The 24,156-nt window shown below is 66.3% G+C and carries 26 protein-coding genes; 11 read left to right on the top strand and 15 right to left on the bottom strand.

Annotated features, from left to right (window positions below):
- Positions 1–98: 98 nt before the first annotated feature.
- Positions 99–812: a LysR family substrate-binding domain-containing protein gene (locus tag EH231_RS01205; protein WP_124711717.1), complete on the bottom strand. Its 714-nt coding sequence runs from the start codon at positions 810–812 to the stop codon at positions 99–101.
- Positions 813–840: 28 nt separating this feature from the next.
- On the opposite strand from EH231_RS01205, the gene EH231_RS01200 reads away from it, so the two are divergent.
- Positions 841–1,227, top strand: coding sequence for a DUF5997 family protein (locus tag EH231_RS01200; RefSeq protein ID WP_090424952.1), 387 nt, complete (start codon positions 841–843; stop codon positions 1,225–1,227).
- A 12-nt stretch (positions 1,228–1,239) separates the two neighbouring features.
- Here the strand turns inward: EH231_RS01200 and EH231_RS33720 are convergent, their stop codons facing one another.
- The 7 genes from EH231_RS33720 to EH231_RS01170 form a co-directional block, all read right to left on the bottom strand.
- Complete coding sequence (locus tag EH231_RS33720; protein ID WP_164480724.1) at positions 1,240–1,404, bottom strand: hypothetical protein; 165 nt, start codon at positions 1,402–1,404, stop codon at positions 1,240–1,242.
- A 73-nt stretch (positions 1,405–1,477) separates the two neighbouring features.
- Positions 1,478–2,035, bottom strand: coding sequence for a DUF2628 domain-containing protein (locus EH231_RS01195; RefSeq protein WP_090424951.1), 558 nt, complete (start codon positions 2,033–2,035; stop codon positions 1,478–1,480).
- A gap of 112 nt (positions 2,036–2,147) precedes the next feature.
- On the bottom strand, positions 2,148–2,306 hold the full coding sequence (locus tag EH231_RS33715) for a hypothetical protein (protein WP_164480723.1): 159 nt from the start codon (positions 2,304–2,306) through the stop codon (positions 2,148–2,150).
- 127 nt (positions 2,307–2,433) lie between these two features.
- Positions 2,434–4,515 (bottom strand): class 1b ribonucleoside-diphosphate reductase subunit alpha, encoded by a 2,082-nt coding sequence (gene nrdE / locus EH231_RS01190; RefSeq protein WP_234927568.1) that lies wholly within the window; start codon positions 4,513–4,515, stop codon positions 2,434–2,436.
- A gap of 53 nt (positions 4,516–4,568) precedes the next feature.
- The gene (nrdI, locus tag EH231_RS01185; RefSeq protein ID WP_090424949.1) at positions 4,569–5,021 is read right to left on the bottom strand and encodes a class Ib ribonucleoside-diphosphate reductase assembly flavoprotein NrdI; all 453 of its coding nucleotides are present in this window, start codon (positions 5,019–5,021) and stop codon (positions 4,569–4,571) included.
- Between the two features lie 34 nt (positions 5,022–5,055).
- Positions 5,056–5,295 carry a redoxin NrdH gene (locus EH231_RS01180; protein WP_044517322.1) on the bottom strand — a complete coding sequence of 80 codons (240 nt, stop codon included), beginning with the start codon at positions 5,293–5,295 and terminating at the stop codon, positions 5,056–5,058.
- A 503-nt stretch (positions 5,296–5,798) separates the two neighbouring features.
- Positions 5,799–6,341 (bottom strand): NAD(P)H-dependent oxidoreductase, encoded by a 543-nt coding sequence (locus EH231_RS01170; RefSeq protein WP_090425959.1) that lies wholly within the window; start codon positions 6,339–6,341, stop codon positions 5,799–5,801.
- Positions 6,342–6,431: 90 nt separating this feature from the next.
- On the opposite strand from EH231_RS01170, the gene EH231_RS01165 reads away from it, so the two are divergent.
- Genes EH231_RS01165 through EH231_RS01155 form a run of 3 tightly spaced genes read left to right on the top strand, consistent with a single transcriptional unit; the run spans position 6,432 to position 9,322 of the window.
- On the top strand, positions 6,432–7,037 hold the full coding sequence (locus EH231_RS01165) for a TetR/AcrR family transcriptional regulator (protein WP_090424948.1): 606 nt from the start codon (positions 6,432–6,434) through the stop codon (positions 7,035–7,037).
- Between the two features lie 4 nt (positions 7,038–7,041).
- Positions 7,042–8,133 carry a DNA polymerase IV gene (locus EH231_RS01160; RefSeq protein WP_090424947.1) on the top strand — a complete coding sequence of 364 codons (1,092 nt, stop codon included), beginning with the start codon at positions 7,042–7,044 and terminating at the stop codon, positions 8,131–8,133.
- A gap of 10 nt (positions 8,134–8,143) precedes the next feature.
- Positions 8,144–9,322 carry an AAA family ATPase gene (locus EH231_RS01155; protein ID WP_090424946.1) on the top strand — a complete coding sequence of 393 codons (1,179 nt, stop codon included), beginning with the start codon at positions 8,144–8,146 and terminating at the stop codon, positions 9,320–9,322.
- On the opposite strand, the gene EH231_RS01150 is transcribed toward EH231_RS01155, so the two are convergent.
- Together EH231_RS01150 and EH231_RS01145 are read right to left on the bottom strand one after the other, a co-directional pair.
- Complete coding sequence (locus EH231_RS01150) at positions 9,319–10,200, bottom strand: SDR family oxidoreductase (protein ID WP_090424945.1); 882 nt, start codon at positions 10,198–10,200, stop codon at positions 9,319–9,321. The genes EH231_RS01155 and EH231_RS01150 overlap by 4 nt on opposite strands.
- A gap of 22 nt (positions 10,201–10,222) precedes the next feature.
- Positions 10,223–10,876 carry a TetR/AcrR family transcriptional regulator gene (locus EH231_RS01145; protein ID WP_090424944.1) on the bottom strand — a complete coding sequence of 218 codons (654 nt, stop codon included), beginning with the start codon at positions 10,874–10,876 and terminating at the stop codon, positions 10,223–10,225.
- A 128-nt stretch (positions 10,877–11,004) separates the two neighbouring features.
- Here EH231_RS01145 and EH231_RS01140 point away from each other — a divergent pair, with 128 nt between their 5' ends.
- Positions 11,005–12,486, top strand: coding sequence for a cytochrome P450 (locus tag EH231_RS01140; protein WP_090424943.1), 1,482 nt, complete (start codon positions 11,005–11,007; stop codon positions 12,484–12,486).
- Positions 12,487–12,572: 86 nt separating this feature from the next.
- On the opposite strand, the gene EH231_RS01135 is transcribed toward EH231_RS01140, so the two are convergent.
- Complete coding sequence (locus EH231_RS01135; RefSeq protein WP_090424942.1) at positions 12,573–13,070, bottom strand: homocitrate synthase; 498 nt, start codon at positions 13,068–13,070, stop codon at positions 12,573–12,575.
- Positions 13,071–13,259: 189 nt separating this feature from the next.
- Between EH231_RS01135 and EH231_RS01130 the strand changes: the two genes are divergently transcribed.
- On the top strand, positions 13,260–14,021 hold the full coding sequence (locus EH231_RS01130) for a sulfite exporter TauE/SafE family protein (RefSeq protein WP_124711715.1): 762 nt from the start codon (positions 13,260–13,262) through the stop codon (positions 14,019–14,021).
- A gap of 77 nt (positions 14,022–14,098) precedes the next feature.
- On the opposite strand, the gene EH231_RS01125 is transcribed toward EH231_RS01130, so the two are convergent.
- Positions 14,099–15,163, bottom strand: coding sequence for a phosphotransferase family protein (locus EH231_RS01125; protein ID WP_124711714.1), 1,065 nt, complete (start codon positions 15,161–15,163; stop codon positions 14,099–14,101).
- A 29-nt stretch (positions 15,164–15,192) separates the two neighbouring features.
- On the bottom strand, positions 15,193–16,008 hold the full coding sequence (locus EH231_RS01120; RefSeq protein ID WP_124711713.1) for a class I SAM-dependent methyltransferase: 816 nt from the start codon (positions 16,006–16,008) through the stop codon (positions 15,193–15,195).
- Between the two features lie 171 nt (positions 16,009–16,179).
- Between EH231_RS01120 and EH231_RS01115 the strand changes: the two genes are divergently transcribed.
- Positions 16,180–16,854 carry a winged helix-turn-helix transcriptional regulator gene (locus tag EH231_RS01115; protein WP_124711712.1) on the top strand — a complete coding sequence of 225 codons (675 nt, stop codon included), beginning with the start codon at positions 16,180–16,182 and terminating at the stop codon, positions 16,852–16,854.
- A gap of 4 nt (positions 16,855–16,858) precedes the next feature.
- Here the strand turns inward: EH231_RS01115 and poxB are convergent, their stop codons facing one another.
- Both poxB and EH231_RS01105 read right to left on the bottom strand, forming a co-directional pair.
- On the bottom strand, positions 16,859–18,595 hold the full coding sequence (gene poxB / locus EH231_RS01110) for a ubiquinone-dependent pyruvate dehydrogenase (protein WP_124711711.1): 1,737 nt from the start codon (positions 18,593–18,595) through the stop codon (positions 16,859–16,861).
- 71 nt (positions 18,596–18,666) lie between these two features.
- Positions 18,667–19,434, bottom strand: a complete 768-nt coding sequence (locus EH231_RS01105) for an SDR family NAD(P)-dependent oxidoreductase (RefSeq protein ID WP_090424937.1) — start codon at positions 19,432–19,434, stop codon at positions 18,667–18,669.
- Positions 19,435–19,656: 222 nt separating this feature from the next.
- Here EH231_RS01105 and EH231_RS01100 point away from each other — a divergent pair, with 222 nt between their 5' ends.
- The 4 genes from EH231_RS01100 (at position 19,657) to EH231_RS01085 (ending at position 24,140) form a co-directional block, all read left to right on the top strand.
- On the top strand, positions 19,657–20,037 hold the full coding sequence (locus EH231_RS01100; RefSeq protein ID WP_124711710.1) for a GatB/YqeY domain-containing protein: 381 nt from the start codon (positions 19,657–19,659) through the stop codon (positions 20,035–20,037).
- A 21-nt stretch (positions 20,038–20,058) separates the two neighbouring features.
- Positions 20,059–21,582, top strand: coding sequence for an ATP-dependent DNA ligase (locus EH231_RS01095; RefSeq protein WP_164480722.1), 1,524 nt, complete (start codon positions 20,059–20,061; stop codon positions 21,580–21,582).
- A gap of 114 nt (positions 21,583–21,696) precedes the next feature.
- The gene (locus EH231_RS01090) at positions 21,697–24,003 is read left to right on the top strand and encodes a carbon starvation CstA family protein (protein WP_124711709.1); all 2,307 of its coding nucleotides are present in this window, start codon (positions 21,697–21,699) and stop codon (positions 24,001–24,003) included.
- Complete coding sequence (locus EH231_RS01085; protein WP_234927090.1) at positions 24,003–24,140, top strand: YbdD/YjiX family protein; 138 nt, start codon at positions 24,003–24,005, stop codon at positions 24,138–24,140. Before EH231_RS01090 ends, EH231_RS01085 begins: the two co-directional genes overlap by 1 nt.
- The last annotated feature ends 16 nt before the right edge of the window (positions 24,141–24,156 follow it).

The following is a 24,156-nucleotide window of genomic DNA, read 5'->3' as shown; positions in this document are numbered from 1 at the left end:
GCACAAACGACGTGTCCCATATTTGGCAAATCTCTGGAATCTTGCTCTCCACAGAATGTCAATCTGTGCCTTCGGCGGCACCGACTTTGCCCGATTCGTCAGCGTCGCCCACGTTTGGCCGGGCCAGGCTTGCGGGCGACCTTGCCCGCGGCGGCACGGGCGGCCTGTTTCGCGAGAGTCTTCTCTCGTGCGGTGCGTTTCGGTGCTGGCTGGGCCTGCCCCCGCGAAGAGCCGGGTTTGCGGCCCCGCACAATCCCGATGAACTCCTCAACCAGTTCCGGCTGCGGACCTTCTGGGAAAGCGAGTGACACCGGGCAGGTGGGTGCATCGACGATCGGGCGGTACGTGAGGTCCTTGCGGTGATACAGCCGCGCCAGCGATTGGGGAACGATGAGAGCGCCCATCCCCGCCGCCACGAGTTCTATTGCATCCTTGGTGGTCTCCGGCCGGTGATCGACCAGGGTACCGGGAGCGCCCGCCCAGGCGACCGCATCATCGAGTGGCAGCAGCGTCGGCTCACCGTCAAGGTCTGCGGCGGTGATCTCGTCGACGGCACTGAGTAGGTGATCGGTCGGGACCACCGCCACCGTCGTCTCTTCGTAGAGCGGGATGAGGGCCAGCCCGGACATGTCGGCGGACGGCCGAAGCAACGCCACGTCGACGGTGCCGGCCCGTACCGCGTCGGCCGCGTCGGCCGCGTCGACAGCGCACAACTGAAGCGGCACGTCGGGGTGGCGCTCCGCCCAGATCCGAGCCCACTTCGCGGGCGTCCCGCCGGGGACATACCCGAGGGTGAGGGACTGCGGGGTCACCGCATCAGGTTACCGATACGCTGAATCCATGAGCAGGCCGAACGCGCAGTCCATGAAACCCGCCACGGCGGCGAAGAAGCTGGACGTGTATTTGCCCGCGACGCCTGCGGAGTTCCAGGAGAACGCGATCACCCGCGCCGAGCTCGCCGCCCTGCAAGCGGACCCGCCGCAGTGGCTCAAGGATCTGCGCAAGGACGGGCCGCACCCGAAGAATCTCGTGGCGGCCAAGCTGGGCATCTCGATCGCCGGCCTCGCGCGCGGTGGCGTCGGGGATGCCCTTACCACCGAGCAGATCGATCAGCTGCTCGAGGAGAAGCCGGAGTGGCTGGTCGCCGAGCGCGAGAGCTATCGGAACGTGCTGGCCGAACAGCGACGCTTGAAGGCGCAGCGTGCGGAGCAGGCTCGCGAAAGCTGATTCCGAAGCCCACTAGCGGTCGAAGATGTCGCTGACGCGATCAAAGAAGCGATCGATGCGCTGCTCAAGTCGCGTGCCTTTGCCCCACTTCTCCCACACATAGATCAGGCCGAATATCGCGACAACGATCCCGAAAACCAGAGCGGTGACAAGGATTGCCTCAACGGTTGTCGACATCGGAACACCTTCTCCCCCTCCGAGCTGCGTGCCAGAGGTCTACCTCGCGGCCACGTGGCCGAGCATGCGGACGTCAGCTCTTCCGGCGGAACAGCGGCGTGCCCTCGTACGGGTTCCAACTGGTACTGCCGCGAGTGACATGGAGGAAGTAGGCCCAGTTCGCGGTGCTGGAGTAGAGCGCGCCGATCGCGGCGCCGTAGGCGGCCGGCGGGAAGGTGAAGTTCAGGGCGTACTCGATCAGGGCGATGATGAAGCCCACGACGAACGATAATCCGAAGAGGCTCAGGCCCTTACGCCAAGGTCCCTTGATCGCAAAGTAGATCGGGCCGAAGAAGAACGCCGGACCGTTCGCTCCGAGCCGCATCCGCTGACCGAACGACAGCTGTTTGAACGCGGCCGTCGCCTCGGGCGAAGACGCGGGCTGGCCGTAGCGTGAGAAGAAGTCGAAGCGGCTGCGCCACTTCTCGGGCACCTCGAAGGCCGCCGGGCCCGGTGCAGGCGCCGCGTAGGGGTTCGGCGCGGCATACGGGTTGGGCGCCCCGTACGGGTTCTGCGCCGCATACGGGTTGGGCGCCCCGTACGGGTTCTGGGGGTCATGCGAGTACTGAGGAGGAACGCCGTTATCGGTCACCGCGCGATAATAGCTGCCGAGTGAAACTCAGTGTTTGCCAGCGGCACTGCCGCTCCAGTGCCTCCGCATCGTGGCCGTCCCTGTGTGCTCACGTTCGCCGCGGAGAATCGGGTCACCACTCACCATCGTCATCGTCATCGTCATCGTCATCATCGTCGTCGTCCTCAAGCGGCTGGCGCGGCTCGCGCATCACGAACACCGCCCAGATCACGCAGCCGATCAGCGTCGCGACCATCGCGAAGAAGAGCAGCTGTCCTGCCAGTGCGGCCATCGTCATTCCTCCTCAGAGCCGCTCAATGCCCTACACACAGTCTCCCGAATGTCGAATGGCCAGTTACCACACGCTTTTTCGCAATCTGCGTGCAATAACTGGCCATTGAACGTGCGTGCTTACAGCGTCACAACATGCAGCTGACGCAACCCTCCACCTCAGTGCCCTCCAAAGCCATTTGGCGAAGCCGGATGTAGTACAACGTCTTGATTCCCTTGCGCCAGGCGTAGATCTGCGCCTTGTTGACCTCGCGGGTGTTGGCGGTGTCCTTGAAGAACAGCGTCAGCGAAAGCCCCTGATCCACGTGCTGGGTGGCCGCGGCGTAGGTGTCGATGATCTTCTCGTACCCGATCTCGTACGCATCCTGGTAGTACTCCAGGTTGTCGTTGGTCAGGTACGGCGCCGGGTAGTAAACCCGGCCGATCTTGCCTTCCTTGCGGATCTCGATCTTGCTCGCCACCGGGTGGATCGAGGACGTCGAGTGGTTGATGTAGGAGATCGACCCGGTCGGCGGGACGGCCTGCAGGTTCTGGTTGTAGATGCCGTGCTTCTGCACCGACTCCTTCAACTGCTTCCAGTCGTCCTGCGTCGGGATGTGGATCTCCGCATCGGCGAAGATCTGCCGGACCTTGTCGGTGGCCGGCTCCCACGCCTGCTCGGTGTACTTGTCGAAGAACTCACCCGACGCGTACTTCGAGTCCTCGAACCCGCCGAAGCTCGTACCACGTTCGATCGCAATGAGATTCGACGCCCGCAGCGCGTGGAACAGCACGGTGTAGAAGTAGATGTTGGTGAAGTCGATGCCCTCTTCGGAGCCGTAATGGATCCGCTCACGGGCCAGGTAGCCGTGCAGGTTCATCTGCCCCAGGCCGATCGCGTGCGAGCTGTTGTTGCCCTGCTCGATCGACGGCACCGACCAGATGTGGGTCTGATCGCTCACCGCGGTCAGCGCGCGGATGGCCACCTCGATCGACTGGGCGAAGTCGGGTGAGTCCATCGTCTTCGCGATGTTCATCGACCCCAGGTTGCACGAGATGTCCTTGCCCACCTTGGAGTAGGACAGATCGTCGTTGAACTCCGAGGCTGTGGAGACCTGCAGGATCTCCGAGCACAGGTTGGAATGGGTGATCTTGCCGGCGATCGGGTTGGCCCGGTTCACCGTGTCCTCGTACATGATGTACGGGTAGCCCGACTCGAACTGCAGCTCGGCCAGCGTCTGGAAGAACTCGCGCGCCTTGATCTTGGTCTTGCGGATCCGGCCGTCGTTGACCATCTCGTGGTACTTCTCGGTCACCGAGATGTCGGCGAACGGCACGCCGTAGACCTTCTCGACGTCGTATGGCGAGAAGAGGTACATGTCCTCGTTCTTCTTGGCCAGCTCGAAGGTGATGTCCGGGATCACCACGCCCAGCGAGAGCGTCTTGATTCGGATCTTCTCGTCGGCGTTCTCGCGCTTGGTGTCGAGGAACCGGTAGATGTCGGGGTGGTGCGCATGCAGGTACACCGCGCCGGCACCCTGGCGGGCACCGAGCTGGTTGGCGTAGGAGAACGAATCCTCCAGCAGCTTCATGATCGGGATGACGCCCGAGCTCTGGTTCTCGATGTTCTTGATCGGCGCGCCGTGCTCACGAATATTGGTCAGCAGCAAGGCAACTCCGCCGCCGCGCTTGGACAGCTGCAGGGCCGAGTTGATCGAGCGCCCGATGGACTCCATGTTGTCCTCGATGCGCAGCAGGAAGCAGGACACCGGCTCGCCGCGCTGCTTCTTGCCCGAGTTGAGGAACGTCGGGGTGGCCGGCTGGAAGCGGCCGTCGATGATCTCGTCGACGAGCTTCTCCGCCAGCACGGTGTCACCGGCGGCCAGGGTCAGCGCCACCATCACGACGCGATCCTCGAAACGCTCCAGGTAACGCTTCCCGTCGAAGGTCTTGAGCGTGTAGGAGGTGTAGTACTTGAACGCACCCAGGAACGTCGGGAACCGGAACTTCTTGGCGAAGGCGCGATCCAGCAGCTGCTTGACGAAGTTGCGGCTGTACTGATCGAGCACCTCGCGCTCGTAGTACTCCTTCTCGATCAGGTAATCGAGCTTCTCGTCCTGACTGTGGAAGAACACAGTGTTCTGGTTGACGTGCTGCAGGAAGTACTCACGCGCGGCGAGCACATCCTTGTCGAACTGAATCTTGCCGTCGGCGTCGTACAGATTCAGCATCGCGTTGAGAGCGTGGTAATCCGTCTCGCCGGGAAGCGCGTGCGCGGCGGTGGTTACAGGCTCTGCAGCTGTGACGGTTGGTGGCACGTCTGGTCCTTCCAAAAGTCTTTCAACCCCGTGCGAACGGCTTCTACGTCGTCCGGAGTTCCCATGAGTTCGAAGCGGTACAGGTACGGCACGCCGCATTTGCGCGAAACTACGTCGCCCGCGTAGGCGAATTCCGCACCGAAGTTGTTGTTGCCCGCGGCTATGACGCCGCGGATCAACGACCGATTGTGTTCATTGTTCAGAAACGCGATGACCTGTTTGGGTACGTAGCCACCGTTGTTGATGTCCGGGGTGGCACGGCCGCCGCCGTAGGTCGGGAGGATCAGAACGTAGGGCTCGTTCACCTCGATGCGGCCGTGGAGCGGGATCCGGGTGACTCGGTCTTCGGGCCACCCGAGCTTCTGAACGAAGCGGTGGGTGTTCTCCGAGACACTGGAGAAGTAGACGAGATGACTCATCGTGTTCTCCGTCCTCCCCGTTGATGACCTTCCGTTACGCGCTGGCCGCGACCGTGCTGAGTGCCTTGATCCGATCCGGCCGGAAGCCCGACCAGTGGTCGTTGCCGGCCACCACAACCGGGGCCTGCAGGTAGCCGAGCGCCATGACGTAGTCGCGGGCCTCGCTGTCGAGGGTGATGTCGACCTTCTCGAACTCGATGCCCTGCTTTTCCAACGCCTTGTAGGTGGCGTTGCACTGCACGCATGCGGGCTTGGTGTACACGGTGACGGTCATCTTCGGTACGGCTCCTCTTGCGGAAAGTGAAAAAATCTAGACAGGTGACTGGCAACTGATCGGGTCTTACGTTTCGCTTAAGTTCAGCGACCTTCGGGCCGCCAAAATTCCTGCCGGTCGAAGCCGCTCTCCGGCTGGTCTTGAAACCGACTCGGCCGGATTCGCTACGCTCCGGCCGGCTCCCGAACTGTGGTGGCCTGTCGGTCTCACAGACACTACACCTAGTGGCCGACAGTTCGAAGCCATACAACATGTTCTGAATAACATTTCTGAAATTCCCAGGTCGTAAGCTTGCCAGCAACCACACCGACGGCGTGTCGTGCCCGACTTGACAGACCGTGTCGCGCCGCAGCCCCAGATGTACCACCAGCCACCGACAAGCCAGGCCGCCGCAAAGCGCAAGACCCCCCAATAGCAAAGCCGCCGGCCGGGTCGCAGTGACCCAGCCGGCGGCAAGATTTTGCCGCAAAGCGGCGCGAACGGCAAAACGCGAAGACGAACCCTCAGTCGACCTCAACTGTGAGCTTGCCCACAATGTCGCGCAGCGCCGCGGCCACCTCCGCGTTCTCCCTCGGATGCTTGTCGTCGAGCGTCTTGGACGGCACCGAGAGCTTGAGATCCTCGACCACGCGCGGCCCGGCGATGGCGAAGGACTTGCGGGTCTCGTCGTGCGCCCACACGCCGCCGTACTGCCCGAGCGCGGCACCCACCACCGCCAGTGGCTTGTCCTTGAGCGCGCCGTTGCCCCATGGCCGCGACAGCCAGTCGATCGCGTTCTTCAACACACCCGGGATGCTGCCGTTGTATTCGGGAGTGACCACCAGCGCGGCGGCGGCCTCGGCGGCCGCCGCGCGCAGCGCGACCACAGACTCGGCCACATCGTCGGTGTCGATGTCCTCGTTATAGAACGGCAGCTCCCCCAGCCGGTCGAAGATCCGCAGTTCCACCCCGTCGGGCGCCTGCTCCACCGCCAGTTCGGCGAGCTGCCGGTTGATCGAGGCTGCACGCAGGCTTCCCACCAATACCAGGACCTTCACATCGGCCATGTTCACCACTCCCTTGTTCGTCTGACCCGATTCTCGCAACGATCAACCGGACTGTGGTCCGATTAATTCCATCTGAGTTAAAGTGCAGTTGTGGCAGCCTCCGACCGCCCGACCCAGCTCGCGGGCATCGACCCGGCGCCACAGGAGCGCGGCGATGCCGCGCGAAACCGTGCCCTCATCCTCGATGCCGCGCGCCGGCTCATCGCCGAACGCGGACCCGACGCGGTCAGCACCGACGATATCGCGGTAGAGGCAGGCGTCGGGAAGGGCACAGTGTTCCGAAGGTTCGGCAGCCGTGCCGGGCTGATGATGGTGCTGCTCGACGAGGACGAGACCGCCGAACAGGACGCCTTCATGTTCGGCCCGCCCCCATTGGGACCCGGCGCGCCCCCGCTGGAACGGCTACTGGCCTACGGCGCGGATCGCCTCCGCTTCGTGCACTGCCACCAAGCGTTGCTGTCCGACGCCATCCGCGATCCCGCCCTGCGCTACACCGGCCCGTTCACCCTGCACCGCACCCACGTCCGGATGCTGCTCGAAACCGCGGGCACCACAGGTGATCTCGATGCCCAAGCCGACGCCCTGATCGCGCTCCTGGACCCCGACTACCTGGCCCACCAACTCTCCCACGGCCGGAGCCTCGACCAGCTCACAGCGGCGTGGCAGGACACCGCCCGCAAGTTGTGTGGCCACTAGCACCATGACCGCCTGGGTGCTGCATGTCGACCTGGACCAGTTCCTGGCGTCGGTGGAGCTGCGCCGTCACCCTGAACTCGAGGGCCTGCCCGTCATCGTCGGCGGCAGCGGCGATCCGACCGAACCCCGCAAGGTGGTCACCTGCGCGTCGTATCAGGCACGTGAATTTGGTGTGCACGCCGGCATGCCGCTGCGCACGGCGGCCCGCAAATGCCCCGACGCCACCTTCCTGCCGTCGGACCCGGAGGCTTACGACGCGGCGTCCGAACAGGTGATGGGTCTGCTGCGCGATCTCGGCCATCCGTTGGAGGTCTGGGGTTGGGACGAGGCCTATCTCGGCGCCGAGGTCAGCGATCCGGTCGAGCTGGCCGAGCGCATCCGCACCGTCATCGCCGCCGAGACCGGACTGTCCTGCTCGGTGGGTATCAGTGACAACAAACAACGGGCGAAAGTCGCGACCGGGCTGGCCAAGCCGACGCGCACGCGAGGAGCAGATCAGGCCCCGGGTGTCTACATGCTCACCGAAGCCAATTGGATGTCGGTGATGGGTGACCGTCCGCCCGATGCGCTGTGGGGCGTCGGCCCAAAGACCACGAAAAAGCTTGCCACGCTGGGCATCACCACGGTTGCCGATCTGGCCGCCACCGATGCGACCGTGCTCACCTCGGCGTTCGGGCCCAGCACCGGGCTGTGGATCCTGTTGCTCGCCAAAGGCGGCGGTGACACCGAGGTGAGCTCCGAGCCCTGGATCCCGCGGTCCCGCAGTCACGTCATCACCTTCGCCGCCGACCTTACCGAGCGCGGCGAGATGGACGACGCGATCCGCGAGCTGACCCGCCGGACGCTCGACGAGGTGGTCGAACAGGGCCGCATCGTCACGCGGGTGGCGGTCACCGTGCGCACCAGCACCTTCTACACGCGCACCAAGATCCGCAAGCTGGCCACACCGAGCACCGACGCCGGCGTCATCACCGAGACGGCGCTGGCGGTTTTCGACCAGTTCGAGCTGGACCGACCGATCCGGCTGCTGGGTGTTCGGCTGGAACTGTCCATGGACGGGATTCCCACCGGCCAAGTTGTCACAGTCGACCAATAGCCTCGAACCCATGCTGCAGACCATCGCGATCCGGGGCTACCGCTCGCTGCGGGAGGTGATCCTGCCGCTGACCGACCTCACGGTGGTCACCGGCGCGAACGGCACCGGCAAGTCATCGATCTATCGCGCGCTGCGGCTACTGGCGGACTGCGGCCGGGGCCAGGTGATCGGCTCGCTGGCCCGCGAGGGCGGCCTGCAGTCGGTCTTGTGGGCTGGCCCCGAACAGCCGAACGAGCAGACCCAGGGCACCGTCCGGACTCGCCCGGTGTCGCTCGAACTCGGCTTCGCCGCAGACGATTTCGGGTACCTGGTGGATCTGGGCCTGCCGCAGATGGCTGGATCGGGTGGCGAGCCGTCGGCATTCGCCCAGGATCCCGAGATCAAACGGGAAGTGGTGTTCGCCGGGCCGGTGCTGCGTCCGGCCTCGACGCTGGTGAGCCGCACCCGCGAGTATGCCGAGGTCGCCGCGCAATCGGGCCGAGGTTTCGATGAGCTGACCCGCTCGCTGCCTTCCTACCGCAGCGTGCTCGCCGAATACGCACACCCGGACGCACTGCCGGAGCTGTCGGCCGTCTCGGACCGGCTGCGCGACTGGCGGTTCTACGACGGATTCCGGGTCGACGCGGGAGCGCCCGCCCGCCAGCCCCACGTCGGTACCCGCACCCCGGTGCTCTCCGACGACGGCTCAGATCTGGCCGCGGCAGTTCAGACGATCGTCGAAACGACCTTCGACGATCTGGCCCGCGCGGTGGCCGACGCGTTCGACGGGGCCACCGTGTCGGTTGCGGTCAACGACGGGCTGTTCGACCTGCAACTACGCCAGCGCGGCATGCTGCGACCGTTGCGCGCGGCCGAATTATCGGACGGCACACTGCGTTTCCTACTGTGGGCGACGGCGCTTGCCAGCCCGCGGCCACCGTCGCTGATGGTGCTCAACGAGCCCGAGACGTCGTTGCACCCCGATCTGGTCCGGCCGCTGGCCGCCCTCATCAAGGCCGCCGCCAAACAGTCCCAGGTGGTCGTGGTGACACACTCACGTGCACTGCTGGATTTCCTGGACACCACGCCGGCCGCCGACGAGGAGCGGAGCACGGCGATCGAGGTGGAGCTCTACAAGCAGTGGGGTGAGACGAAGGTGGAAGGCTTCGGCATGCTCAACACGCCGTCCTGGCATTGGGGAAAACGTTAGGGCTGCACGGATTTCGGCCGCAACGCCCGGCTGAACAACACGTTGACCTGTCGCATGGCCACGCTGTACGGCCACCACGCGGCACGTTTGAAGGCGTACAGGGCGCGGATGTCGACCGAGGTGTAGATCAGGAACCGGTTGCGCGCCACCCCGGCCAGGATCTTGTCGGCCGCCTTCTCCGCCGTGATGGCGTGGCCGGCGAACCGGTCCACCCACTTCTGCACGTTCGGATCCTCCCGGTCCACGCCGGCGATCTGAACCGTCTGCACCAGACCGGTTTTCACCGCACCCGGCACCACGACAGACACCCCGATGCGGTGCCTGGCCAGATCGAAGCGGAGCACTTCACTCAGCCCACGCAACCCGTACTTGCTGGCGCTGTAGGCGCTGTGCCAGGGCAATGCGACGATGCCGGCGGCCGAGGACACGTTCACCAGGTGCCCACCTCGGCGGGCCTCCACCATCGGCGGCAGGAACGTCTCGATCACGTGGATCGGGCCCATCAGGTTGACGTCGATCATCGAGCGCCAATGTTGATGGGTGAGTTGGTCGACGGTCCCCCATGCCGACACCCCGGCGATGTTCATCACCACATCCATCGACGAATGCGCCGCATGGATGTCGGCACCGAACGCCGCCACCTGGTCGTAGTCGGAGATGTCCAGGGCCCGGTGGGCGGGCACCTGGGCGCCCAGCGCACGGGCATCGGCAACGGTCTGGGCCAGACCGACCTCGTCCCGGTCGGTCAGGTACAACTCGGCGCCCCGGGCCGCCAGGGCCAGCGCTGTGGCCCGGCCGATTCCGCTGGCCGCGCCGGTGATCAAGCATTTCTTGCCCCGAAAGTCCGCCCGGGCGTTACCCGCGGTATCACTCCCCATAGCGGTGACCTTACCTGTGACGCTAGCCCTCCTGGCCACCCCACAGTGCGTTGAGCCACAGTCGCTCGACCACGTCGAGCGCACGGGCCGGGTCGGTGCCCCGTCCCACGAAGGCCGAGTCGTGCGACAGCGTCATCGCCGTGGTTGCCACGAGGGTCCGTACCAGCGCCGGGAGGTCGTCCGAGATCGGGCGCGCACCCCCGTCTTGCTCGACGAGGCCGACGATCTGGTCGATCACGGCGTCCTCGTAGTCGTTCATCAACTCCCGGATCTGGGCGTCGGTGTTCTGCGCGACGGTGCAGGCCGACATGATCGGGTCGTTGGTGGCGAAGACGGTTGCCGCACTGCCGACCATCCGCTTGGCGAAGGCGGCCGGTGTCTCACCGGCGTCCCGGGGCGCATAGTTGTGCGTCAACGCCGCGAGTTGTTCCATCGCGTCCGACACGATCACGGCCAGCACCGCGTACTTCGAATCGAAATAGAAGTAGAAGCCCGACCGGGCCACCCCGGCCCGCTCGCTGATGGTGCTCACCGACAAATCGGCGAACGACTGCTCTTCGAGCAGGTCCCGCACGGCCGCCACGATGGCCTCGCGTTGCCGGTCGCCCCGGCTGCGACGGGCCTGCGGACGCCCGGTGGAGCCATTGCTGCTCCCCGGTATCGATTCGGCGGTCATGGCATTAGACCTTTGCATCCACGACGCGCCAGTTCAAAACTTGACATGCGTCAAGTCTGACAGTCAGGATGGCCTCAAGTGGTGACATCGACCACACTTCGTCGGACATTGTTGGTCAGGAGCGGCCCATGGCAACCATCAGCACCCCGAATTACCTGCTCGATCAGGCCAAGCGCCGGTTCACCCCGACGCCCAACACATTGCCGGGCATGGGTGCACTGGAAAAGCGCCTCAAGGCCAAGGAGTGGGACCAGTTCGTCTTCGCCGAGCCACCCGCCGGCAGCGGCCTCAAGCCGATCATGGGCGACTCCGGTTTGCCGATCATCGGCCACATGATCGAGATCTTCCGTGGCGGTCCCGACTTCATCCTGGAGCAGTACCGCAAGAACGGTCCGCTCTACTACGCGCAGTCCCCCGCCCTGTCCTCGGTGATGGCGCTGGGCCCCGACGCCACCCAGGCGGTCTTCTCCAACCGCAACAAGGACTTCTCGCAGCGCGCCTGGGACCCGGTGATCGGCCCGTTCTTCGAAGGCGGCCTGATGCTGCTCGATTTCGACGAGCACATGTTCCACCGGCGGATCATGCAGGAGGCGTTCACCCGTACCAGGCTGAGCGGCTACATCTCCCACATCGACTCGGTGGCCTCGGCGGTGCTGGCCGACGACTGGGTGGCCAACGACCCGCGATTCCTGTTCCACCCGGCGATCAAGGAGCTCACGCTCGACATCGCCTCCGAGGTGTTCATGGGTGTTCCCGCGGGTACCGACCGGGCCCTGGTCACCACGATCAACAATGCGTTCACCACCACTACGCGAGCCGGCAACGCCATTGTGCGGACGTCGGTGCCGCCGCTGAAATGGTGGCGGGGCATCCAGGCCCGCAAGACCCTCGAGGACTACTTCGCCAGGAGCATCGGCGAGAAGCGGCGCTCGGAGAGCACCGACATGTTCAGCGTGCTGTGTCATTCCGCCGACGAGGATGGCCAGACCTTCACCGACGACCAGATCATCAGTCACATGATCTTCCTGATGATGGCCGCCCACGACACGTCGACCTCGACGATGACGACGATGGCCTACCACCTGGCGGCCAATCCGGAGTGGCAGGAGCGCCTGCGCGACGACTCCGCGCGGATCGGCGACGGGCCGTTGGACTTCGAGTCGCTGGACAAGCTGGAAACCTACGACCTGGTGATCAACGAGTCGCTGCGGATGATGACGCCGCTGCCGTTCAACTTCCGCGAGGCCGTGCGCGACACCGAGCTGCTGGGCTACTTCATCCCGGCCGGAACCAGCGTGGTGACCTGGCCGTCGATCAACCACCGGCTGCCCGAGCTGTGGACCGACCCGGACAAGTTCGACCCGGAGCGTTTCGCCGAGCCGCGCAGCGAACACAAGAGCCACCGCTACGCGTTCGCCCCGTTCGGCGGCGGCGCGCACAAGTGCATCGGCATGGTGTTCGGCCAGTTGGAGATCAAGACCGTGATGCACCGGCTGCTGCGTCGCTACAAGCTGGAGCTCGCCAGCCCGGATTACCGGCCGCGCTATGACTACGGCGGCATGCCGGTGCCGATCGACGGCATGCCGATCGTGCTGCGCCCGCTGCACTGAGGCATTCGACGGCCCAATGGCCAGTTGTTGCACGCTTCCTGGGATTTGCGTGCCACAACTGGCCACTCGGCGCTGTCAGGACGCTGTCACGCCGCGGTCATCAGCCGATTGGCACAGGCAATCATGGCGTACAGCGCCGACTGCTCGGGATCATCGGCGAGCCCCATGGCCCACTCGCTGTGCAGGCCGTCGCAGCCTTCGATGAAAGTCGCCGTCCGACCGCCGGTGGGCAGCTGATGAAACGACATGGTCTCGACCGTGATCCCCCGCGCGTAGAGCATCTCGGTCAGTGCGGCGACGGGTCCGCTCGCGGCCGCGGTCAAGGTACTGATGGTGTCGCCCAGGGCCAGGGTGGCCTGGTAGTGGCGAGCCTGCGGCCCCAGCCTGCTGGCCGAACGCTCCGTATCGGTGCAGGTCCACTGGCCCAGTTTCAACGCTCCCGGGCCGGCCGCGTATTCGTCCAGGAACTGGTCCCAGGAGGCGGTCTGACCGGCTTCGCGCAGGCCACGCGGCAGCGGGTCGGTGAAATGGGCGGCGAACGACGGTGCCGGGTCCGATTGCGGTGCCGATGAAGTGAGATGCATGTGCCGGTCTTCTCTGGTTAGAGGAAGTGACCGACGAAGTAGCGAACGACCCACAGCGAGGGGTCGGTCTGATCAGACCCCGCTGCGGGTTGCTACTACAAGTCGCCTTGGCACGTTGGCGATGCTAGACGCAGCCCGCCCGCTCACGCAAACACTTTGACTCCGTAGTCTCGGCGGAGTGGGGACGGCATGAGCGTCGGTGAGGTCGTCCTGCTCGTCGTCGCCGGTATCGGCGGCGGACTGACCGGCAGTATCGCCGGGCTGGCCTCGGTGGCCACTTATCCCGCACTGCTGCTCATCGGCTTGCCGCCGGTGACCGCGAATGTGACCAACACCGTGGCGTTGGTGTTCAACGGCGTCGGTTCGGTGTGGGGGTCACGGCCCGAGCTTGCCGGCCAGACAGCCTGGATCAAACGGATCATTCCGGTCGCGATGGCCGGTGGGGCACTCGGCGCGGCCCTGCTGCTGTGCACGCCGGCCGAGGGCTTCGAGAAGATCGTCCCGTTCCTGCTGGCGTTCGCTTCGGTGGCGATTCTGCTGCCGCGCGGCCGCCAGCGGGAGACACGGGTGGCCGACCATCGTGAACATCGAATCAAGGTCGCCATGGAGGCCGGGGCCATCTTCCTCATCACCATCTATGGCGGTTACTTCGGGGCCGCCGCCGGGGTGCTGCTGCTGGCGCTGATGCTGCGGACCGGCGGCGCGACGCTCGCGCACGCCAACGCCGCCAAGAACGTGATCCTCGGTGTCGCCAATTCGGTTGCCGCGGTGGCGTTCATCGTGGTGGCCCCGGTGTACTGGCCGGCCGTCATCCCGTTGGGTGCCGGTTGCCTGATCGGCTCACGCCTGGGCCCGGTGATCGTGCGTCACGCGCCTGCCACCCCGCTGCGATTCCTGATCGGCGCGGCCGGCGTGGCCCTTGCCGTCAAGCTCGCGCTCGACACGTACTGATCTCCCCCGCGCGAGCAGACGCATATGTGCCCAAAACCCCGGCGTGTCGGGTACATATACGTCTGCTCGGCGAGAAGTCAATCGAAGGGGTTGTCCCCCTTGGCGACCCGCGTCCCCAGCGAAAGGAGGTTCTCGGCTGAGGCATGCAGTTGCTCGCCGGCGTCGCGGCTGGCCCGGCCGGCCAGGTACCGCGACCAGGTGCCCTCGATGACGATGCCGAGTTTGAAACAGGCCAGCGCCACATACCAATCGAGCTGATCGGTCTGGCGGCCTCCCGCGGCGCGGTAGGCCTCGACGAGTTCACCGCGGTGGGCCAGACCACCGAGGGCGGCCAGTGCCGACCCCGCATTGATCGGGTTGGGGTTGTCGGGCCAGCACACCAGCATCCACCCGAGATCGAGCAGCGGATCGCCGATCGTGCACATCTCCCAGTCGATGAACGCGGCCAGTTCGGGAGTGTCCCTGCGCAACAGAACGTTGTTGAGGTGCGCGTCGCCGTGCATGATGCCCGGCTCGGCGTCGACCGGCCGGTTGTCCTCCAGCCACTGCGCCAGCTCCCCCACGCCCGTCAACGACTCGGGGGAATACTGCTCGTGGCGGTAGCTCTCGAGCAGCCCCAGGAATTGCGGAACCTGCCGGGCCAGAAAGGATCCTGGCCGGCGGATGGCGGCGAGTTCACTGTTCTCCCAGGCGACGTTGCCCAGTTCGGCCAGGCTCCCCGCGTACGACAACCCGACGCGGTAGCGCAGTTCGGCGTCGTCGCGGTAGGCCTGACTCACCTCGGTACCCGGGTTGAACCCGTCGACCTCCTCCATCAGGTAGAACACCACGCCGATCACGTCGAGATCGGTGCAGGCGGCGATGAACCCCGGATGCGGTACGGCCGAGCCCGCCAGGGTGCGCAGCACCGCGATCTCCCGGAGCATGGTCTTGTCACTGGTCGGCCGGGGGTGTAAAGGCGGGCGCCGCAGCACCATTCGGCGACCGTCGACGCTCATGCCCACCACGATGTTCTGGGTCCCGCCGGTCAGCGGTGCCACATCGGTCAGGCTCGTTCCGATCCGCTCATCCTGCAACCACCGCTGAATGGCGTCCTGATCGGTGGCACTGAGAGTCGGCAATTCCTGCACATCGTCGGGCATGCAGCCATGGTGCCAGCTGCCCTTCCCGCTCAGTGCACGTTCGCCAGTGTCAGCAGGTATTCCCATCGCATCGTGGAGCCGGTGAGGAAGCGGTCGCCGAGGGCGGCGATTTCCGCGTCCAGTGCCGCGACCCGATCGGCATCGGCGGCGATGGCCCGGTAGGCCGAGATGGTCGGGCCGTAGTTGGCCTTGAAGTGGTCGCGGAACGCGGCGCCGTCGGTGAACGCGTCGACGTCCAGTTCCCTGCGCTCACAGGTCAACTCACCGACCCGGTCCCCCAACAGGGTCCGCACGTAGTCCTCGTCTCCCCACTTCGGCGGCGGGGACACCCCGGGCGGCGGCGCGGGCACATACGGCTTCATGGTGGCGAACAGCTGTCCGATGAACCCCTCTGGTGTCCATGCGATCAAGCCGATCCGCCCACCCGGGCGGGTGACCCGCACGAGTTCGTCGGCGGCCCGCTGGTGGTGCGGTGCGAACATCACCCCGATGCAGGACAGCACTGTGTCGAAGGAATCGTCGCGGTAGGGCAATGCCTCGGCGTTGGCCTCGGCCCAGTCGATGATCACCCCGGCGTCCGCCCCCAGCCGTCGTCCCTGTTCAACCAGTTCCGGGCACAGGTCGCTGGCCGTCACCGTCGCGCCGGCCGTCGCGGCGGGGATGGCGGCGTTGCCGGTCCCGGCCGCCACGTCCAGCACGCGGTCACCGGGTCCGATGCCGCAGGCTTCGACCAGTACGGGCCCCAGCGGGCGCACGATGTTCGCGGCGATCGCCGCGTAGTCTCCGAGCGCCCACAGCGCCCGGTGTTTGGCCTCAAGCTCGCTGTCGCTGGTCGTGACGTTCATGGCCGGGCTCCCATCGTCCGTTTCTCCGGTCGGTTCCATCGTCAACCCGCGGGGTGCGCGTATTCCAGTACCAGATCTGTAGCGGGGCAGGTTCTGGATCTGTACTGGCTTCCGGGCCCTGACAGCGGTGTACTTAGGACACTGCGCACTCTCCGGGGAGGTAGACCGCCGATGTCGACATATGGCCAGTTCTGTCCCGTGGCCAAGGCCATGGAGCTGCTCGACGAACGCTGGACCCTGCTCGTGGTCCGGGAACTGCTGCGCGGCAGCGCCCACTTCAACGACCTGCGCCGCGGGGTCCCGAAGATGTCGCCGGCGCTGCTGTCCAAGCGACTGAAGTCGCTGACCCGCGCGGGGGTCGTCGAACGCTCCGAAATCGACGGCCGGACAAGCTATTCCCTCACCGAGTGCGGGCAGGAACTGGCCGGCGTGGTCGATGCGCTCGGATCGTGGGGTGTGCGGTGGATCGGCGATCTCGGCGACGAGGACCTCGATCCGCACCTGCTGATGTGGGACATGCGCCGCACCATCCCCATCGCCGACTGGCCCCGAACGCGCACCACGATCGCGTTCGTCCTCGACGGCGTTGCGCCCAAGGCGTCGAGGTGGTGGCTGACGGTGAGCGACGGCCAGGCCGATGTCTGCGATTTCGATCCCGGCTACGACGTCGCCGGGACGGTGCAGACCAACCTGCGCACGCTGATCGAGATCTGGCGCGGCGATGCCGGCTGGGCCCGGGCTGTGCTCGACGGTCGTGTCGCGCTGTCCGGATCCGCCGACGTCCGCCGGGCCATCCCGAAATGGCTGGGCCAGAGCACGGCGGCCGCGATCCCCCGGCCGGCCTGAGGGATCAGTCCAGGATTCGGCGGGCGACGTTCGTGGTGACGAGGTCCAGGAGTTCGTCGGCGCGACCGGCCAGGATGGTCCGGATCGCATAGAGCGAGAAGCCCTTCGCCTGCTCGACGGTGATCGCCGGCGGTATCGACAGTTCCTGGCGCGCGGTGTGCACGTCGATCACGGCGGGGCCGTCGTGGGCGAAGGCATCGGCGACGGCGCGTTCGAGGTCCGCCGGTTCGGTGACCCGCCGGCCGAACATGCCCATGGCCTGGGCCACCGCGGCGAAATCCGGGTTGACCAGGTCGGTGCCGAAGGTGACGATGCCCGCGGCCTTCATCTCGAGCTCGACGAAGTTCAGCGACGAGTTGTTGAAGACGATGAGCTTGACCGGCAGCCGGTTCTGGATCAGCGTCACCAGCTCACCGAACAGCATGGTCAACCCGCCGTCACCGGCCAGGGCAACCACCTGCCGGCCGGGAAATGCGGTCTGTGCGCCGATCGCGTGCGGCAGCGCGTTGGCCATCGTGCCGTGGTTGAACGACCCGATCAGTCTGCGCCGCCCGTTCATGGTCAGGTAGCGGGCCGCCCACACCACCGGGGACCCGACGTCGCAGGTGAACACAGCGTCGTCGGAGGCGATCCGGTTGGCAAGCGCGGCAACGTATTCCGGCCGGATCGGGGTCTTGTCGCGATCGTTGACGGCCAGCGAGTCGAGCGCGGCGCGGGTCTTGCGGTAGTGGCGCAGCGACCGGTCCAGGTGGTCCCGGTTGCCTTTGGGGCGTAGCAGCGGCCGTAGAACAGCCAGGGTGTCGGCGACGCTGCCGCGCAGGCCGAGGTCGATCGGGGTGCGCCGGCCGAGGTTGCGGCCGCGGATGTCGACCTGGATGACGGTGGCACCCTCGGGATAGAACTGCTGATACGGGAAGTCGGTGCCCAGCATCAGCAGGGTGTCGGCTTCTTTGATGGCCTTGTAGCCGGAGGCGAAACCGAGCAGACCGGTCATCCCGACGTCGAACGGGTTGTCGTACTCGATGAATTCCTTGCCCCGCAACGCATGAACGATCGGGGCCTGCAGGGTGGACGCCAGTTCGATCAGGGCGTCGTGCGCGCCGGCCACACCGGCGCCGCCCAGGATGGTGACGCGCTCGGCGGCGTTGAGGATGTCGGCGGCCCGGCGCACCGACTCGTCGTCCGGACGCACGATGGACCGGGTGGGACGCACCGGACGTGTGGTCCAGCCGGTCTCCCCCGCGCGTTGCAGGAAGATCTCACCGGGGATGACGACGACGGCGACCCCGTTCTCCTCGACGGCCGCTCGCATCGCCATCTCCAGGATGCGTGGCGCCATCTCGGGCGTACTGACCAGTTCGCAGTACACACTGCACTCGCGGAAGAGGTCCTGGGGATGGGTTTCCTGGAAGTACTCCGACCCGATCTCGGTGCGCGGAATGTGGGCGGCGACAGCCAGTACCGGGACGCGGCTGCGCTGCGCGTCGAACAATCCGTTGATCAGGTGCAGATTGCCCGGCCCGCAGCTACCCGCACACACGGCCAGTTGCCCGGTCAGCGCGGCGTCAGCGGCCGCGGCGAACGCGGCGGTCTCCTCGTGGCGGACGTGCTGCCAGGTGATCTCGCCGCTGCGCCGGATGGCGTCGGTGAATCCGTTGAGGCTGTCACCGGGAAGGCCGTAGACCCGCCGTACGCCGCTGCGCGTCAGCGCGGAGATGACTTGGTCTGCAATCGTCGCCATGACGCCTCCCCGGTATGCGATTCCGGCGTGATCGGTGACGCTGGACGCCCTCGATCACGCCGGAATTCACTCTACTTGGGGGCGAAGCGCTGTCCGGCGTCCAAACGCAGGCACTGGCCGTTGAGCATCGGGTTCTCTGCGATCGCCACGGCGAGCTTGGCGTACTCCTCGGGCTTACCCAGACGCTTGGGGAACGCGGCGTCCTTGGTCAGCACCGCGGCGAACTCGTCGGGGATGCCTTCGGTCAGGCCGGTGGCGAACAGGCTCGGCGCGATGGCCAGCACGCGGATCCCCAGGCTGCCCAGGTCGCGTGCCATGGTCAGGCACATCCCGGCGATGGCGGCCTTGGACGCGGTGTAGGCGACCTGACCGATCTGCCCTTCGAACGCCGCGATCGAGGCGGTGTTGATGATGACGCCGCGCTCCTCGGCCTCGGCATCGACCGGCTCGTTCTTGCTCATGTGCCAGGCCGCCAGCCGGCTGATGTTGAACGTGCCGATCAGGTTGAGGTCGATGGTGGAGCGGAACGAGTCCAGGCTGTGCGGACCGTCCTTCTTGATGGTGCGCTCGCCGATGCCGCCACCGGCCGTTGTCACGATGATGTGCAGGCCACCCAGGGCGGCCACGGCCTCCTCGAGCACCTTTTCGGTGCCGTCGAAGTCGGTGACGTCGACGGGGAAGAACGAGCCGCCGATCGCGTCGGCCACTTCCTGTCCTTTGGACTGCGGCCGGTCGAGTACGGCCACGCTGGCGCCACGCTTGGCCAGTGCCTCAGCGGTGGCCCGGCCGAAGCCCGACGCGCCGCCGACGACGATCGCCTTCTTGCCTTCGATCTCCATCTAGCTTCCTTTCCAAAAATGACCGAAATCGTAAAGCAACCTATCCCATCAACCCTTCCCGTAAGCCTTTCGGGTTCCCCCTGCTGGTCCGCCCTGCACCGCGAGCGGCCGTGTCTGTACGCCGACACGCCGCATTTTGCGTACCTACGCGGTCGCTCGCGGTGCAGAGAGCGTGCGTAAATCCCTCGACGCCACCCCACAACCCCGTTAAGTTCGCCTGCCATGACACCTGCCCAGCACTGGCGCGACCACCTGCGCGAGTCCCTGCTGTCGGCGCGCAAGTCCCGCGATACCGCCGGCGTCACCGCCATCCGGTCGGCGCTGAGCGCCATCGACAACGCGGAGACGCCGCAGGCCGACCAGACCGATACCCGCATCGGTGGTGCGATCGCGGGTGCGGTGTCCGGCGTGGGCTCGACCGAGGTTGCCCGCCGGACGCTCAGCGATGGCGAGATTCGCGGCCTCATTCAGGCCGAGGTCGATGAACGACTCACGGCGGCAGACCAATACATCGCGAACGGGCACCGCGAACGGGCAGCTGACCTGCAAGCCCAGGCCGCCATCCTGACGCAGGTGCTCGGCCAAACGCCGGAGGTTGTCTGAGCCCCGTGGCACGCTGAGGGCGTGTTGCTCGCCGACGTCGCCGCCGCCTCTGCCGACATCGCGGGGGCGTCGGCGCGGCTGGCCAAGATCGACCGCATCGCCGCCCTGCTGTCGGTGGCCGCCGCCGAGGGCGATGCCCGGACGGTGTCGGTCACGGTGTCCTGGCTGTCCGGGGAGCTCCCCCAACGCCAGATCGGTGTCGGGTGGGCGGCGCTGCGTTCACTGCCCGCACCGGCGGAGGACCCGGAGCTGACGGTTGACGGGGTCGACGCGCGGTTCACCCGCATCGGCACGGTCTCCGGTAAGGGCTCTCAGGCGCTGCGTGCCGAGTTGGTGCGTGACCTCTTCGCCACAGCCACCGACGCAGAACAGACCTTCCTGCGCCGGCTCCTGGGCGGCGAACTGCGCCAGGGCGCCCTGACCGGGGTGATGGCCGACGCCGTGGCCCGGGCCTCCGGCATACCGGCAGCCGAAGTCCGGCGCGCGGCGATGCTCGCCGGCGATCTGCCCGCCGTGGCCGCCGTGGCGCTGACCGGTGGCCGTACCGCCTTGGCCGAGTTCCAGTTACAGGTCGGGCGCCCGGTCGGGCCGATGCTCGCGCAGACCGCGACCGGTGTCGCCGACGCGCTCGAACGGCTCGGCGGTACAGCGATTCTGGAGGCCAAGCTGGACGGCGCCCGTGTGCAGATCCACCGCAAGGGATCGGAGGTGTCGGTGTTCACGCGCAGCCTCGACGACGTCACCCACCGACTGCCCGAGGTGGTCGAGGCGACGCTGGCACTGGCGGCCACCGATCTGATCGCCGACGCCGAGGCCATCGCTCTGCGGCCGGACAATCGCCCGCACCCCTTTCAGGTCACCGCCGCCCGGTTCGGCCGCAAGAGCCCCAAAGATCTCGAACCGTTGTCGGTGTTCTTCTTTGACCTGCTGCACGTCGACGGTCAGGACCTGCTCGATCTGCCCACCGAACAGCGGCTGGCCTCCCTCGACGTACTGGTACCGCAAGACCGGCGCGTCGATCGCGTCGTCACCGCCGACCCCGCCGTCGCACAACAGTTTCTCGACCGGACTCTGGCCGCCGGGCACGAGGGGGTGATGGCGAAGGCGCCGACGGCACCGTACGAGGCCGGCCGCCGTGGCGCCGGTTGGCTCAAGGTCAAGCCCGTGCACACGCTCGATCTGGTGGTGCTGGCCGTCGAGCGGGGGTCTGGGCGGCGCACCGGCAAGCTCTCCAACATCCATCTGGGCGCGCGCGATCCGGAGACCGGCGGATTCGTGATGCTGGGCAAGACGTTCAAGGGTATGACCGACGCGATGCTGGCATGGCAGACCGAACGGTTTCACGAATTGCAGGTCGACGACGACGGCTGGGTGGTCACGGTTCGGCCCGAGCAGGTTGTCGAGATCGCCTTCGACGGCGTCCAGCGGTCGAGCCGGTACCCGGGCGGCGTCGCGCTGCGGTTCGCCAGGGTGTTGCGCTACCGGGACGACAAGACCCCGAACCAGACGGACACGATCGACACCGTGCGCGCATTCCTCACCTGACCTGCCCACGGTTTCCCGGCTACGGTTCGGAAACCGGGATTCGATGCCGCGCGGATTGGCTCGATGAAAAGATCACACACGACGCATACGACACTGGGCGAGCGAGGAGAGACCGTGGCAACACCGGATGCCCCACCGGCGGATCGCATCGAGGAGCACGACGGCGACGTCACCTTTGTCCGCACCGACAAAGACCTCCCGCCGGTGGCGATCATCGACCGATCCCCGATCACCGCCAAGCACAAGGCGATCTTCGCGGCCATCGCGGTGCTGGGCGCCGTCGCCTGGGCGGTGATCGCCTTCTTCCGCGGTGAGACTGTCAACGCGGTCTGGTTCGTGATCGCCGCGATCTGCACCTACATCATCGGCTTCCGGTTCTACGCCCGGTTGATCGAGATGAAGATCGTCCGGCCCCGCGACGACAACGCTACTCCGGCAGAGCTTTTCGAGAACGGCACGGATTATATGCCGACGGACCGGCGCGTGCTGTTCGGTCATCACTTCGCCGCGATCGCCGGCGCCGGGCCGCTGGTCGGCCCGGTACTGGCGATGCAGATGGGCTATCTGCCCGGCACCATCTGGATCATCGTCGGCGCCGTTGTGGCCGGCTGCGTCCAGGACTACCTCGTACTGTCCATCTCGGTGCGCCGGCGCGGCCGCTCACTGGGTCAGATGGCGCGCGACGAGCTCGGCGTGGTCGGTGGCGTGGCGGCGATCGTCGGCGTGCTGGTGATCATGGTGATCCTGCTGGCGGTGCTGGCCCTGGTGGTGGTCAACGCACTGGCCGAAAGCCCCTGGGGCGTCTTCTCGATCGCGATGACCATCCCGATCGCCATCTTCATGGGGTTGTATCTGCGCTTCTTCCGGCCCGGCCGGGTGTCGGAGGTGTCGCTCATCGGCGTGGCCCTGCTGCTGCTCGCGGTGATCTCCGGCGGCTGGGTCGCCGAAACCTCCTGGGGTGTTGACTGGTTCACGCTCTCGAAGGTCACCCTGTCGTGGTGCATCATCATCTACGGCCTGGCGGCCTCGGTGTTGCCGGTGTGGTTCCTGCTGGCCCCGCGTGACTACCTGTCGACGTTCATGAAAGTCGGCACCATCGCCCTGCTCGCCGTCGGCATCCTGATCGCCCGGCCGGTGATGCAGGCTCCCGCCATCTCGCAGTTCGCCACCAGCGGCACCGGCCCGGTGTTCGCCGGTTCGCTGTTCCCGTTCCTGTTCATCACCATTGCCTGCGGCGCTCTGTCGGGCTTTCACTCGCTGATCTCCTCGGGCACCACGCCCAAGCTGCTGGAGAAGGAAAGCCAGATGCGGCTGATCGGCTACGGCGGCATGCTCACCGAATCGTTCGTCGCCATCATGGCCCTGATCACCGCGGCGATCCTCAACCAGCACCTCTATTTCGCGATCAACGCGCCCACGGCGGCCACCGGGACCACCGCGCAGACCGCCGCCGAGTACGTCAACGGCCTTGGCCTGTCCGGCCAACCGATCACCGCCCAGGAGATCACCGCGGCCGCCGAGGGCGTCGGTGAGCATTCGATCGTGTCGCGCACCGGCGGCGCCCCCACCCTGGCCTTCGGCATGTCCGAGGTGCTGCACCAGGTGTTCGGCGGGGAGAGCCTCAAGGCGTTCTGGTACCACTTCGCGATCATGTTCGAGGCGTTGTTCATCCTCACCACCGTCGACGCCGGCACCCGGGTGGCCCGGTTCATGCTGTCCGACGGCCTGGGCAATCTCGGTGGGCCGTTGAAGAAACTGCGCAACCCCAGTTGGCGGGTGGGCGCCTGGGCGTGCTCGATCATCGTCGTCGCCGCGTGGGGTTCGATCCTGCTGATGGGTGTGACCGACCCGCTGGGCGGCATCAACACGTTGTTCCCGCTGTTCGGCATCGCCAATCAGTTGCTGGCCGCCATCGCACTGACGGTGGTCACCGTCGTGGTGATCAAGCGCGGATTGGTGAAGTGGGCCTGGATCCCCGGACTTCCACTGCTGTGGGATCTGACGGTGACGATGACGGCGTCGTGGCAGAAGATCTTCTCCGCCGATCCCAAAGTCGGTTACTGGAAGCAGCATTCGCAATACGTCGCGGCCCAGGAAGCCGGGAAGACGACGTTCGGCGCAGCGAAGAACCCCGACCAGATCGACGCGGTCATCCGCAACACCTTCATCCAGGGCACCCTGTCGGTGGTCTTCGCGGTGCTGGTGCTGATCGTGTTCGTTGCCGGCGTGGTGATGGCACTGCAGGCGCTACGCGGAACCGGTCGGCCGCTGGCGGTCGACGAGGAGGTGCCCTCGCGCATCTTCGCACCGTCCGGACTGATCGCCACACCGGCCGAGAAGGAGGTGCAGAAGCAGTGGGACGCCTTACCCGGAGCACACGCCAGGCCGCACGCCACGTCGGGTGGTACTGGTCAACATTGATGGGCGACAACCACTATCGGCGCTACGTCGCACATCGGGAGCTGACCCACCCGGGCGAGCCGGTGCTGTCCGAGCGGGATTACTGGAAGATGCGGCACCGCAACACCGAGGCCAATCCGGGCGCGCGCTGCTGCTGAGCCGCGAATCTGCTGA

The organism is Mycolicibacterium nivoides (genome assembly GCF_003855255.1).
Taxonomy (GTDB): Bacteria; Actinomycetota; Actinomycetes; order Mycobacteriales; family Mycobacteriaceae; genus Mycobacterium; species Mycobacterium nivoides.
The sequence above is the reverse complement of the archived record's forward strand: the minus strand, read 5'-3'. Positions and strand labels throughout refer to the sequence as shown.

What these genes read in the sequence shown, in the direction of transcription:
- EH231_RS01160 (WP_090424947.1), top strand. Translation starts at nt 7,042, where the DNA reads ATGACCGCCTGGGTGCTGCATGTCGACCTGGACCAGTTCCTGGCGTCG.
- EH231_RS01150 (WP_090424945.1), bottom strand. Translation starts at nt 10,200, where the DNA reads ATGGGGAGTGATACCGCGGGTAACGCCCGGGCGGACTTTCGGGGCAAG.
- poxB (WP_124711711.1), bottom strand. Translation starts at nt 18,595, where the DNA reads ATGGCGACGATTGCAGACCAAGTCATCTCCGCGCTGACGCGCAGCGGC.
- nrdI (WP_090424949.1), bottom strand. Translation starts at nt 5,021, where the DNA reads ATGAGTCATCTCGTCTACTTCTCCAGTGTCTCGGAGAACACCCACCGC.
- EH231_RS33715 (WP_164480723.1), bottom strand. Translation starts at nt 2,306, where the DNA reads ATGGCCGCACTGGCAGGACAGCTGCTCTTCTTCGCGATGGTCGCGACG.
- EH231_RS01155 (WP_090424946.1), top strand. Translation starts at nt 8,144, where the DNA reads ATGCTGCAGACCATCGCGATCCGGGGCTACCGCTCGCTGCGGGAGGTG.
- EH231_RS01200 (WP_090424952.1), top strand. Translation starts at nt 841, where the DNA reads ATGAGCAGGCCGAACGCGCAGTCCATGAAACCCGCCACGGCGGCGAAG.
- EH231_RS01115 (WP_124711712.1), top strand. Translation starts at nt 16,180, where the DNA reads ATGTCGACATATGGCCAGTTCTGTCCCGTGGCCAAGGCCATGGAGCTG.
- EH231_RS01180 (WP_044517322.1), bottom strand. Translation starts at nt 5,295, where the DNA reads ATGACCGTCACCGTGTACACCAAGCCCGCATGCGTGCAGTGCAACGCC.
- EH231_RS01170 (WP_090425959.1), bottom strand. Translation starts at nt 6,341, where the DNA reads ATGGCCGATGTGAAGGTCCTGGTATTGGTGGGAAGCCTGCGTGCAGCC.
- EH231_RS01085 (WP_234927090.1), top strand. Translation starts at nt 24,003, where the DNA reads ATGGGCGACAACCACTATCGGCGCTACGTCGCACATCGGGAGCTGACC.
- EH231_RS01105 (WP_090424937.1), bottom strand. Translation starts at nt 19,434, where the DNA reads ATGGAGATCGAAGGCAAGAAGGCGATCGTCGTCGGCGGCGCGTCGGGC.
- EH231_RS33720 (WP_164480724.1), bottom strand. Translation starts at nt 1,404, where the DNA reads ATGTCGACAACCGTTGAGGCAATCCTTGTCACCGCTCTGGTTTTCGGG.
- EH231_RS01100 (WP_124711710.1), top strand. Translation starts at nt 19,657, where the DNA reads ATGACACCTGCCCAGCACTGGCGCGACCACCTGCGCGAGTCCCTGCTG.
- EH231_RS01145 (WP_090424944.1), bottom strand. Translation starts at nt 10,876, where the DNA reads ATGACCGCCGAATCGATACCGGGGAGCAGCAATGGCTCCACCGGGCGT.
- nrdE (WP_234927568.1), bottom strand. Translation starts at nt 4,515, where the DNA reads ATGCTGAATCTGTACGACGCCGACGGCAAGATTCAGTTCGACAAGGAT.
- EH231_RS01125 (WP_124711714.1), bottom strand. Translation starts at nt 15,163, where the DNA reads ATGCCCGACGATGTGCAGGAATTGCCGACTCTCAGTGCCACCGATCAG.
- EH231_RS01140 (WP_090424943.1), top strand. Translation starts at nt 11,005, where the DNA reads ATGGCAACCATCAGCACCCCGAATTACCTGCTCGATCAGGCCAAGCGC.
- EH231_RS01120 (WP_124711713.1), bottom strand. Translation starts at nt 16,008, where the DNA reads ATGAACGTCACGACCAGCGACAGCGAGCTTGAGGCCAAACACCGGGCG.
- EH231_RS01130 (WP_124711715.1), top strand. Translation starts at nt 13,260, where the DNA reads ATGAGCGTCGGTGAGGTCGTCCTGCTCGTCGTCGCCGGTATCGGCGGC.
- EH231_RS01135 (WP_090424942.1), bottom strand. Translation starts at nt 13,070, where the DNA reads ATGCATCTCACTTCATCGGCACCGCAATCGGACCCGGCACCGTCGTTC.